The following is an 11,621-nucleotide window of genomic DNA, read 5'->3' as shown; positions in this document are numbered from 1 at the left end:
GCCCGGTCCCACGGACCCGGGCGCCCGGCCCCCGCCCGGGACTCCGTTCCGGGCGTTCGCTCCGGTCGGGGTGGCCCGGCGGCGGACCGGGGCCCTTCCCACCGCACGTACACTCGGCCCATGGGACACAGCGCCGAACCGAGGACACGCCCGCACCGGGCCGCCTCCGCGCTGCCCCCGGCCGCCACCCGCGCGGCTGTGCCCCCGGCGCCCGCGGACGCGGCGCCCGGAACGGGCCGTACCGCACTGCACGGCCACGGCTAGCGGTCCACGCGACGGCCACGGCCAGCGGTCCACGCGGCGGTTCCCGACAGCAGCAGCCGGCGCCCACGGCCCCCGGCGCAACCGCCCCGGCCCGCCTCCTCACCCGCACCAGCGCACCACCGCACCAGCACACCACCACTCCGGCCCGCTGAGCGCCGGAGCTCACCGTCGCCTCCGGCGCTCGCCGGACGCGAGAGTCACGAGCGGCTCCACAGCACCACGCGGCCCACGGCGCACCCGCCTGTGCCGCTTCCCGGCGACGGCCGCACCAGCCGGACGGCGCCGCACTCGAAGGGATCATCGTGAAGCTGAGCGACCTCATGGCCGGGCAGGACCACCACGTGCTGCGGGGAACCCCCGCCCGCACGGACGTCACCGCCGGAGCGACGTTCGACGCGGACCGGGTCACCCCCGGCTCCGTCTTCGCCGCGGTGCCCGGCCACGCCGCCGGCGGCCCGGAAGCCGTCGCCCCGGCGGTCGCCCGCGGCGCTGTCGCCGTACTCGTCGACGAACAGGCGCCGCCGCTTCCCGCGGCCCTGGGCGACGTGTGCGCCGTACGCGTCCCCGATGTCCGCAGGGCCGCGGCGGTCCTCGCCTCGCGCTACTTCGGCGAACCGGGCCGGGCGATGGACCTGATCGCCATCACCGGCACCAACGGCAAGACCTCCGTCTCGTACATGACCGAGTCGGTGCTGCGGATCGCCGAGGGGGCCCGGGTCGGGGTGATCGGCACCGCGGGCAGCCGCATCGGGGACGAGCCCATCCCGATGCCCCCCTCGGTGCTCACCACCCCGGAATCGCCCGATCTGCAGTATCTGCTGGGGCACATGCGCGACCGCGCCACCGGCAGCGTCGTCCTGGAGGCCACCTCGATGGGGCTGCTGACGCACCGTCTGGACCGTACGTTCATCGACGTCGGCGTCTTCACGAACCTGACCCAGGACCACCTCGACGACCACGGCACCATGGAGAACTACCGGGACGCCAAGCTCCGCCTCTTCCAGGGGCTGTGCCGCCGCGCCGTGGTCAACGCCGACGACCCGGTGGGCGCCGGCATCCAGCAGCTGATGCCCGACGCCGTGACCACGTACGCGCTGGACGGCGACGCCGACTACCGCGCCAGCGATCTCACCGTGGACGCCTCGGGCACCCGGTTCACGCTGCACCACGACGGCCGCAAGTACCCGGCGGCGATCCCCTCGCCGGGACGGTTCTCGGTCTCCAACGCGCTGGCCACGGTGGCGGCCTGCCACCTCCTCGGCCACGGTCTGGCCGGGCTGGTCGACGCACTGGAGCGGATGCCGCAGATCCCCGGCCGCTTCGAACGCCTCCACACCCCCGGCGGCACCTCGGTGATCGTGGACTACGCCCACTCGCCGGACTCCCTCAGCAAGGTCCTCACCACGATCCGGGGCTTCGCCCGGGGCCGGGTCATCACCGTCTTCGGCTGCGGCGGCGACCGCGACACGACCAAGCGCGCCGAGATGGGCGCCATCGCGGGCGACCACTCCGACCTGTGCTTCCTCACCTCCGACAATCCTCGTTACGAGGACCCCGAGGCCATCCTCGACGGGATCGCCCCCGGCATCGCGTCGACCGGAACGCCGTTCGAGCGGGTCACCGACCGCCGCCTGGCCATCGCCGCGGCGCTGGCGGAGGCGGGGCCGGCCGACATCGTGCTCATCGCGGGCAAGGGCAGCGAACCGCACCAGAGCATCCGGGGCGAGCTGCTGCCGTTCAGCGACATGGCCACCGTCCGCGAACTGATCGCCGGATAGGCGGACAGGCGCGCACGCGGACGGGCAGCCGGGTACACGGGCAGACGCGCATGCGGGAGGGGGCGCCGAAGACCCTGGCCAAGATCAATCCGGTGGTGCCGGCACCGGTGGTCCGCCATGCTGGCCCGGTCGCGCCGAGCGACGGACGGGGCCGCAACGGGGGAGTGGGAGCCGTGGACGTCTTCACGACGAAGTCCGGGAGAGTACGGGGGCGGCGCGCCGCCCGAGACCGCGCCGTCGTCGCCGTACTCGGACTCCCGTACGCGGCACCGCCGTTCGGCGCCCGCCGGTTCCGGGAGCCGCAGCCGGCGGAACCCTGGGACGGTGTGCGGGAGTGCACCGCCTTTGGGCCGGTGGCCCCCCAGTCGGCCGAACTGCCGGGCGCACCGGGCTGGTCGCCCGGTGACGAGGACATCCTCACGCTCAACATCTGGACGCCCGCCGACGGGCCCGGCGACCTGCCCGTGCTGGTCTGGATCCACGGTGGCGCGTACGTCTTCGGGTCCTCGGCCCAGCCCGACTTCGACGGCACCGCCCTGGCGGGCCGGGGGCTCGTCGTCGTCACCCTCAACAGCCGCCTCGGCTTCGAGGGGTTCGGCCAGGTGCCGGACCCGCCGGACGCGGACAGCGGCGCCACGGCCTTGCCCGGCAACCGGTGTCTCCTCGACCAGATCGCCGCCCTGGAATGGGTCCGGGACAACATCTCCGCTTTCGGCGGCTCGCCCGACCGGGTCACCCTGGCCGGACAGTCGTCGGGCGCCACCTCCGTGGCCTGCCTGACGGTGGCCGACCGGGCGCGCGGCCTGTTCCGGCGTGCCGTCCTGCACAGTGCCGTCAACTCCTTCGCCACGGTGGAGCAGGCGGCGCGCACCACCGCCGAGGTCGCGGCGGCGGCCGGCGTGCCCGCCACACGCGCCGGGCTGCTCGCCGCCCCGCCCGAGGCCCTCGTGGCCGCGAGCGACCGGGTCTGCGAGCGGTACGCACAGGACCCCGGCTCGGGGCGGCGCCACTACGACCCGGCGATCTACGGCCCGGTCGCCGACGGCGTCCTCCTGACCGCCGACCCGCTGGAGGCACTGGCGGCCGGAGCGGGCGGCGCGGTGGAGCTGCTGGTCTGTCACACCACGGAGGAGTACTGGCTCCTGGACGCGGTCGGCAGCAGTGCGAAGGTCACATCGGAGGAGCGACTGGCCGCCTTCGCCGCCGACTTCGGGCTTCCGGCGGCGCTCATCGAGGGGCACCGGGAGCTCCTGCCGGACGCGCCGGTGCTCGACGTCTACCTGACGCTCCACTCCGGCCTCCTGTTCGCCGAGTACAGCACCCGCCTCGCCGAGGCCCACGCTCAGGCGGGCGGCCGGGCCTTTCTCGCCCGCTTCGACCGCCGCCGGGACCGTGCGGGGCGGCGGGTGCGCGCCTGGCACTGCGCGGACATCCCGTTCGCCTTCGGCAACCTCCACGAGGAGAGCGTCCACTTCCTCGTCGGCGGCCCGCCCGGGGCGGCCGACGAGGAACTCTCCCGGCGCATGACCGGTGCCTGGGCCGGGTTCGCCGCCCGGGGCGAGCCGGGCTGGGCGCCCCTCGACGGGACAGCCGGGAGCGGGGCGACGTCGCGGGTCTGGCGTACGGCGGCGGAGGAACCCGGGGCGGAGCACGGGTTCCGCGATCTGTGGCGTACGGCCGGACTGCCGCTGCTGGAGCCATGAGGCTCCCGGGCCACAGCGCCCCGCCCACCCTCCGCCCTCACCAGCCGGGCAGCGGGCGCGGCCTCCTGACGCCCGGCCGGCGCGCGACCTGCCCTCCTGCCGCCGCCGGCGGTGGGCCCCGTCGATGCGAACGTGGTGTCCTGCTCCCCACCACCCGCACGGCGTCGGGACGGGCTCCCGGCCACCCGACGCCGCCCGAGCGGGCCGGCCGGGGTCCCGTCGCGGCGGACCTCAGCGCCGGGCCAGGGCGAGCAGGCTCAGCCCGAACATCAGCACTCCCAGGGGCAGATGGACCGACGGGAGGTGCGCGATACCGACCGCGACCTGGACCGAGGCCAGGACCAGGAAGCCGGACGCGTACAGGATCGGCCGGGGCGGGCCGCCACCCGGCTTCCAGGCCAGTACCGCCGCGAGTACGTACAGCATCGACGCCCCGTACATCACGCGTGCACCGACGCTGTGCAGGGTCTCCCCGTAGGACGAGGTCATCAGCAGTCCGGAGGAGACGGCTTGAAGGAAGATCGTCAGAGTCTGCAGGGCGATCGCGATCCGCAGGAACGAGAACGCGTGCTTCGCCGGCATCGGAGTGGCCATGCCACGCCCCTTTTCCGCCCGTGGGCAGTCGATCGATAAGGTCTCACCAACCCGACGAGACGGGCCGGCGAAAGGTAAGGCGAGGAGGGCCGGAGCATGGGGGCGGCGAGGGCGGGCGCCGAGGGGACGGACGCGGAGCGCGGCCGGCTGATCAATGTGGCCTACCGGTTGCTCGGATCGCTCGCCGAGTCCGAGGACGCCGTGCAGGAGGCCTTCGCGCGCTGGTACGCACTGCCGCGGAGCCGGCGGGACGAGATCGTGTCGCCCGGCGCCTGGCTGACGACCGTGACCGGCCGCATCTGCCTGGACGTGCTCGGCTCGGCGCGGGTCCGGCGCGAACGCTACGTCGGGGCGTGGCTGCCCGATCCCCTGCCCGACCCCGTCGAGCGCGGCGACGGCCGGGGCTCCGACCCCGCCGACCGAATGGTCCTGGACGAGTCGGTGACCATGGCCTTCCTCGTCGTCCTGGAGACGATGACCCCCGCCGAGCGCGTCTCGTTCGTCCTGCACGACGTCTTCCGCTACCCCTTCGCGGAGATCGCCGACGTGCTCGGCCGGACCCCCGCCGCCTGCAAGCAGCTCGCGTCCTCCGCCCGGCGGCGGGTGTCGGACGCCCGGACTCCGGTGGCGGCGGACGCGCGGACCGACGTGGTGCGGCGGGTCAGGGAGGCCTGGGAGAACAAGGACATCGCGGCCCTCGTCGACCTCCTCGACCCGTCCGCCGTGATGACCGCCGACGGCGGCGGTCTGGTCGGTGCCGCCCTGCGCCCGATCGAAGGAGACACGCGCATCGCCGCGTACATGGTCGCGATCGCCGACCGGGCCCCGGGGCTGGAACTCCTGGAGCGGTCGGTCAACGGTGCGCCGGGCCTGGTGGCCCTGCGGGGCGGTGTCGTCCTGACCGTCGCCTCGTTCGACGTGACCGACGGCCGCGTCGCCCGGATCTGGGTGGTCCGCAACCCGGAGAAGCTGCGGCCGTGGGTGCCGCAGGGGTGACGAAAGCCGCTACCCGCGCAGGTCGAGCCGCATCAGGACGCGGGGATGGCCGGCCAGTACCGAGGTGGTGGCGGCGGCGTGGGTGAAGCCGGCGCGCTCGAAGTTCTTCCGGATCCCCGGGTACGCCATCGTCAGATCGACCTTGGCGTCACCGCTGTCGAGCGGATACGCCTCGACCGCCGGCGCACCGTGGGCGCGGGCGAACTCGACCGCACCGGCGATCAGCTCGTGCGAGATCCCCTTTCCGCGGTGACCGGGGCGAACCCGGACGCACCACAGGGACCAGACCGGCAGGTCGTCGATGTGCGGGATCTTTCGACTGCGGGCGAAGGAGGTGTCCGAGCGCGGCGCCACGGCTGCCCAGCCCACCGGCTCGTCGCCGTCGTAGGCGAGCACCCCCGGCGGGGGCTCCGCACGGCACAGCCCGGCGGCGTACTCACCGCGCGCCGGGCCTCGGAGCTCGGTGTTGAGCTTGGACGGAATCCGGTAGCTCAGGCACCAACAGACGTTGGCCTTGGGTGACTTCGGGCCGACCAGGGTGCGGACATCCTCGAACACGGAGGCCGGGCGAACTGCGATGGTCATGGCCCCACGATGACACGGGCGGCCGACGGTGCCCCGGATCGCCGGGCCGACGGGACGAGGCCCCCGGTCGGCCGATGCCTGGACCCGCATCTCGCCGCTGGGCGACTCAAGGGCTCCCGCGGTGCCTGCGGTCCGGTCCCATCTCCCGGAGGTGGCGGCTCAGCTCCCCGAGCCGACGATGGCGGTGACGCGGATCTCCACGCGCATGGCGGCGAGGCCGAGAACCGTGACGCCGGTTTCCGTCCAGATCGGCGCGCGGCCGTCGAGGCGACGACGGAACTGCTCGGTCATGACCGTGTTGTGGTCGTCGCCGATGGCGTCGTCTCCGGGTGCGACCCTGTGGTACGAGTTGACGTGGATGACGTCCTTCCACGTCGCGCCGACCGTGGCGAGCGTGCGTTCGACGTTGTCGAAGGCCTGGATGATCTCATCCTCCAGCGAGTCGGGGATGACCAGGTCGTCATCCACCCCGGCCTGGCCGGAGGTCTCGACCCGGTCGCCGACCCGGACGGCCCCGCTGTAGCCGTGGGCCTCGTGCAGCTTCTCGCCGAAGCCCGGGGTGATGCCGAAGGTGACGGTGTCCATGATGCTTCCTCTTCCCACTCAGGGCTGGTGTGTTTTCTCTTCTGTGACTTCACGCGTAAAGTAAAACTAACAAGAGATGACTTCAAGCGCAAAGTGATGGCACGCTTTGCCGGAGGGGCGGAACAACCTATGAGCGGCACAGGAGGGCCCATGAGCGGCACGGGAGAACACGAGGGCGACGATGAGCTGCGGTGGCTCGACGAGCAGGAGAAGGAGGCATGGACCGGGCTGATCTCCCTGGTGCTGCTGCTGCCCGGCAAGCTGGAATCGCCGCTGCGACAGGAGCACGGCCTCACCCTGTTCGAGTACCTCGTGCTCAGCCATCTCTCCGAGGCTCCGCAGCGCAGGCTGCGCATGGGAGAACTCGCCTTCCTCGCCAGCGGGTCGCTCTCCCGCCTGTCCAACGTCATCAAGCGCTGTGAACAGCGCGGCTGGGTCGTTCGCACACCCGACCCGGCCGACGGTCGCTACACACTGGCCGAACTCACCGACGCCGGCTTCGACATCGTGGACCTGGCGGCGCCCACCCACCTGCGCGCCGTACGCCGCGTCGTCCTCGACTCGCTCAACCCGGCCGACCGGAAGGCCCTCGCCCGGATCGCTCGGAAGCTCCGCGTCGTGCCGGACGACTTCGGCTGACAGGGCTCCCGCGCGACGGCCCCTCCGCGACGGTCCGCCGCCTGTCCCGAGCCGTGATCGAGGTGCGGGAATCGTGAGGCCGTCCCCCTGGCGAAGGGGCGAACCCGGGCGTGCGCCCGGGCGGTTGCGGCACGCTGCCGGCCTGGGGTGACGCCCCCATGGAAGGAGCTTTCCATGGCGTTCCACGCCGACCGTCGACGTCCGCCTGTGGCGCCCCGGTGCCCTGGTGTCGTTCGACCGGCTGATGAGTGCCGGCCTCGACGCCGTATCGACCACGCATCCGGCCCGGAAGCAGGGCCTCGCGGACCAGCCGGCGTGTTCCAAGGAGGCGAACATGACCCCCGCCGCCTTGCGGTTGCACGCACCGGGACCGCTCCCTGGTCCGGCCTGATCCGAACAGGGACCCTAGTACGGCGGCAGCCGCAGCGCCCCGGTGCCCTCGCGTACGTCGTGCACGAGCCGGATCTTCCCCACCGGGGTGCCGTGCTCGTCCGTGGTCACCAGGGCAGCGTCGTCGCTGTTGAGGCACCGTCCGCGCTCGTCCGGCTCGGGGCAGAACAGGACGTAGCCGGTCTGCCGGTCGACGCGGCCCGGCTCCAGCCGCCAGATCCACTGGTAGGTACTCATGGCCACCCGGGGGTAGGTGGCGCGCAGTTGCTCCTTCACCGCGTTCTGCACGGTCTCACCGAACTTCTGCCGCTCCTGGAACGGGCGGACTGCCCGGGCGCTGCCCGTCGTGTCGACCCGCCCCGACTCGATCCCGTAACTCGCGGAGAAATAGGCGTTCTTGGTGAGCGAGGCCAGGAGGTCCGGCCGGGTCAGCCGCATCACGGTGGGCCACGACTCCTCGCCCCGGTCGCGCCGGTCGGCGACGGACGGGGAGACCACGTTCACGTACGACCCCTGAGCCTTCGCCAACGTGCTGCCGGCCCCGCTCGCCGTGACCCAGCGCTGGACGCACTCCCCGATCTCGCCGAGCACCTTCGCGACGGTGACGTTCGTCAGCTCGGCCACGACGTAGGGCGGGGTGCCGGTCGGGCCCAGGGCGACGACCTCGTAACCACAAGTGTCGAAGGCGTCCCGGAGCGTGCGGAAGTCCTCGGCCTGCTGCCGCCCGCGCTTCACGGCTTCGGCCAGGGCGCCCGCGCAGTCCTCGCGGTCGCACGTACCCCCGTCCGCCCTGTCCGTGTCGATGCGGAGCCGGACCACGGCGTCGCGGTCGTCGGTCACCGCGAACGTGACCTCCGAGCCGCCGGAGCCCGGGAAGAGCGTGCGTGCTCCGATCGCCTTGAGCTGCCCCGGGAAGTGCTTCTCGGCCAGTTCCTCCGCCGCCCGGCGGTCGTCATCGGTGTCGACCACTCCGCACGCGCCCAGCAGCACGACCAGCGAACCCGCCAGCGTGCCGGTCAGCGCGGCTCTCCACCGTCTGCGGCGTGATCCGGTCATGATCAGCTCCTCCATCTGGCCCCGTGCGCTGTTCCTGTGACAGTAGGACGCGTGCCTGCGGGCCGGATGAGTACACCTACTCAACCCGGTACGCGGCGTCCTCGCGCACCTCTTCCGCCCCATCGCCTCCATTGGCATGGACCTGACTATCGAACTCCGCTACAGTCCGGGACGGCACATCTGAGAGCGCTCTCAAACGGCACGATCGGCATGCGCTCCCGGACGCCTCCCGTTCCACCCCCACGTCGCTGGAACAACAGGAAGGGTCACTCCCTTGAGACACGCAACCGTGCTGCGGACCGGTCTGTCCGCACTCCTGCTCCTCGGTGCCTGGGCCGCCGCCGGCCCGTCGTCCGCCTCCGCCGCCCCCACCGGCTCCGCGGAGGCCCCCGCTTCCACGGCCCTGCTCACCGCGATGCAGCGCGACTTCGGCCTCACCGAGGGGGAGGCCGTCGCGAGGCTCGCCGACGAGAAGGCGGCCACCGCCCTGGAGTCGAAGGCGCAGCGCGCTGCGGGCTCCGCCTTCGGCGGGTCCTGGTTCGACGCGAAGACCGGCAAGCTGGTCGTCGCCGTCACGAACGCCGAGAAGGCCGAGGCCGTACGGGCCGCCGGCGCCGGAACCCGGCTCGTCGAGCACTCGGCGAAGCAGCTCGACGCGGCGAAGGCCCGCATCGACGCCCTGTCCGCCCCGTCCGGCGTGAGCAGCTGGCACGTCGACCCGGCGACCAGCAGCGTCGTTGTGAACGTCGTCGCGTCCGAGCAGCGTGACAACGATGTCCGGTCCTTCGTCGCCAAGGCGCGCGAGGCCGGACCCGTGACCGTGGAGACGACCGCCGAAGCGCCGCGGACCTTCGCCGCGGGAACGGTCGGAGGCGACCCGTACTACACGGGCAACGTGCGCTGCTCGATCGGCTTCTCCGTCCACGGCGGCTTCGTCACCGCCGGGCACTGCGGCGGCGCCGGCCAGTCCGTGCGCGGCTGGGACGGCTCGGCCATCGGCAACTTCCAGGGCTCGTCCTTCCCCGGCGACGACTACGCCTGGGTGAACGTGGCCAACGGCTGGTGGACCGTGCCGGTCGTCATCGGCTGGGGCACCGTCTCCGACCAGCTCGTCCGCGGTTCCAACGAGGCGCCGATCGGCGCCTCGATCTGCCGTTCCGGCTCCACCACCCGCTGGCACTGCGGCAACGTCCTCGCCAAGAACGAGACCGTCAACTACAGCCAGGGCGCCGTGCACCAGATGACCAAGACGAGCGTCTGCGCCGAAGGGGGCGACTCCGGCGGCTCGTTCATCAGCGGCGACCAGGCCCAGGGTGTCACCTCCGGCGGCTGGGGCAACTGCTCCGGCGGCGGCGAGACCTGGTACCAGCCGGTCAACGAGATCCTCAACCGGTACGGGCTGACCCTGCACACCGCGTGATCCGGGGGAGCCGTCCCGCCGTCCTCCCCGGCGGAGCGGCTCCCGCCGACGGGTGGGGGTGCCGGGCCGCGAGCGGCCCGGGGCGGCCGGATCCCGTCGGCTCAGCGAAGGCACTGTGAGCGGCCCCGCCGGCGTGCGGGGCCGCTTCCGTGTGCGGCCCCGCCGGGAGAGCGTTTTCCCGAGGCCCAACAGCCTTTGCTCAGCGCATCGTTCACCAGCTATTGACACCCTCGCGACACCGGCGCAACACTGGCACCGCTTTGGAGAGCGCTCTCCCAGGGGATCCCGCGGTCCGCCGGCCTCGTGACGCGCAGGGCGGAGTCTCTTCCCGGCTGCACCGTCCAGCTCACCCTTTCCCCCCACCGTGCACCCGATGTGCAGGGATGAAGAGCGGCATGGAGGTCCCTATGGTGACAAGACTCAAGAGAACGACCCTGGTGTCCGCCCTGATCGTGGCGACCGCCCTGGCGCTGGTCGCGCTCGGGCTCACCGCGATCACGAACGCCGGGGCGACCGCCGCCGAAGCGGCCCCGCCCGCGTCCGACAAGCCCGCGGCGGCCTCGCACGTCATGCAGGGCCACAAGATGGCACCGGCGAAGCCCGTCGCCTTCGGGGACGACCCCGACGGCGACGGCTACATACCGGCGGACCCGCCGGTCACCGGAGTGGAGCCGTCCGACGAGATCCCGCCGCACCGCTACTTCCACGAGTTCCAGGCCAACTGCTCGGTCAACCACACCGCCCCGGACGACCCGATCGTCTACCCGGGCCAGGCCGGCGCCTCGCACGACCACACGTTCATGGGCAACGACACCACGAACGCGAACAGCACCACAGCGTCCCTGAGCGCGGGCGGGACCGCCTGCCTCGCCCCCGGCGACCTGTCCGCCTACTGGATGCCGACCCTCTACGACGGGAACGAGGAGATCCGCCCGGTCGGCCCCCAGACCATCTACTACAAGGCCGGAGTCACCGACTACCGCACCGTACGGCCCTTCCCCAAGGGGCTGCGGTTCGTCGTCGGCAGCCCCACGCAGACCGCCCAGGAGTTCCGCGACCACCCCGGCATGGTCGAGGGGTACGAGTGCGGGGAAAGCTACCACAACTACGACTTCCCGGCCGCGTGCCCGACCAGCCAGGACACCCAGCTCAACCTGCGGATGCAGGCGCCCAGTTGCTGGGACGGAAAGCACCTGGACACCCCCGACCACAAGGCACACATGGCCTATCCGGTCGTGATGGGGGCCAATCAGGACGTCTGCCCGACGAGCCACCCGGTCGCCCTGCCGATGATCGAGTTCAAGATGGCGTGGCCGGTCAACGGTGACATGTCGCAGGTGAGACTGGCCAGCGGTACCGGCCACTCCTTCCACTACGACTTCTTCAACGCCTGGGACAACGCCACGCTCGACGCCCTGGTCGACCACTGCATCGTCGGTGCCCTCCAGTGCAACGCCCGTGGCTACGACGAGAACAACCCGGGTGAGGGCGCGGTTCTGGACGAGAACTACGAACTGCCCTGACCCTGCCCGTCGCGTCTCCCTCATGGGCGCACCGCGCCCATGAGGGAGAGCGCTCTCCAAGTGTCGTGGCCACCCCACCCGCCCCGAC

At 72.4% G+C, this 11,621-nt stretch carries 11 protein-coding genes; 7 read left to right on the top strand and 4 right to left on the bottom strand.

What is annotated here, in order from left to right; genetic code table 11:
• The first annotated feature begins 120 nt into the window (after positions 1–120).
• From HET64_RS30105 to HET64_RS30095, 3 genes are all read left to right on the top strand, one after another.
• Positions 121–264 (top strand): hypothetical protein, encoded by a 144-nt coding sequence (locus HET64_RS30105; protein WP_215110312.1) that lies wholly within the window; start codon positions 121–123, stop codon positions 262–264.
• Positions 265–566: 302 nt separating this feature from the next.
• Positions 567–2,042 (top strand): UDP-N-acetylmuramoyl-L-alanyl-D-glutamate--2,6-diaminopimelate ligase, encoded by a 1,476-nt coding sequence (locus tag HET64_RS30100; protein WP_215110311.1) that lies wholly within the window; start codon positions 567–569, stop codon positions 2,040–2,042.
• A 173-nt stretch (positions 2,043–2,215) separates the two neighbouring features.
• Positions 2,216–3,745, top strand: coding sequence for a carboxylesterase/lipase family protein (locus HET64_RS30095; RefSeq protein ID WP_215110310.1), 1,530 nt, complete (start codon positions 2,216–2,218; stop codon positions 3,743–3,745).
• Between the two features lie 231 nt (positions 3,746–3,976).
• On the opposite strand, the gene HET64_RS30090 is transcribed toward HET64_RS30095, so the two are convergent.
• Entirely contained in the window at positions 3,977–4,339 is a 363-nt protein-coding gene (locus HET64_RS30090) for a hypothetical protein (RefSeq protein ID WP_215110309.1), read from the bottom strand.
• 96 nt (positions 4,340–4,435) lie between these two features.
• Here HET64_RS30090 and sigJ point away from each other — a divergent pair, with 96 nt between their 5' ends.
• Complete coding sequence (gene sigJ, locus HET64_RS30085; protein WP_215110308.1) at positions 4,436–5,335, top strand: RNA polymerase sigma factor SigJ; 900 nt, start codon at positions 4,436–4,438, stop codon at positions 5,333–5,335.
• A gap of 9 nt (positions 5,336–5,344) precedes the next feature.
• Here sigJ and HET64_RS30080 read toward each other — a convergent pair whose 3' ends face one another.
• Positions 5,345–5,920: a GNAT family N-acetyltransferase gene (locus HET64_RS30080; RefSeq protein WP_215110307.1), complete on the bottom strand. Its 576-nt coding sequence runs from the start codon at positions 5,918–5,920 to the stop codon at positions 5,345–5,347.
• A 159-nt stretch (positions 5,921–6,079) separates the two neighbouring features.
• Entirely contained in the window at positions 6,080–6,505 is a 426-nt protein-coding gene (locus tag HET64_RS30075; RefSeq protein ID WP_215110306.1) for a Rid family hydrolase, read from the bottom strand.
• Between the two features lie 129 nt (positions 6,506–6,634).
• Here HET64_RS30075 and HET64_RS30070 point away from each other — a divergent pair, with 129 nt between their 5' ends.
• A complete protein-coding gene (locus tag HET64_RS30070) occupies positions 6,635–7,144 on the top strand; it encodes a MarR family transcriptional regulator (protein ID WP_215110305.1) in 510 nt (169 codons plus the stop codon).
• A 405-nt stretch (positions 7,145–7,549) separates the two neighbouring features.
• Here the strand turns inward: HET64_RS30070 and HET64_RS30065 are convergent, their stop codons facing one another.
• Complete coding sequence (locus HET64_RS30065; protein ID WP_215110304.1) at positions 7,550–8,590, bottom strand: SCO7460 family lipoprotein; 1,041 nt, start codon at positions 8,588–8,590, stop codon at positions 7,550–7,552.
• 274 nt (positions 8,591–8,864) lie between these two features.
• Here HET64_RS30065 and HET64_RS30060 point away from each other — a divergent pair, with 274 nt between their 5' ends.
• Entirely contained in the window at positions 8,865–10,010 is a 1,146-nt protein-coding gene (locus HET64_RS30060; RefSeq protein ID WP_215110303.1) for a S1 family peptidase, read from the top strand.
• 407 nt (positions 10,011–10,417) lie between these two features.
• Positions 10,418–11,533 (top strand): DUF1996 domain-containing protein, encoded by a 1,116-nt coding sequence (locus tag HET64_RS30055; RefSeq protein WP_215110302.1) that lies wholly within the window; start codon positions 10,418–10,420, stop codon positions 11,531–11,533.
• Positions 11,534–11,621: the final 88 nt, after the last annotated feature.

Source organism: Streptomyces sp. McG3 (assembly GCF_018619185.1).
In the GTDB taxonomy this organism is placed as follows: domain Bacteria; phylum Actinomycetota; class Actinomycetes; order Streptomycetales; family Streptomycetaceae; genus Streptomyces.
The sequence above is the reverse complement of the archived record's forward strand: the minus strand, read 5'-3'. Positions and strand labels throughout refer to the sequence as shown.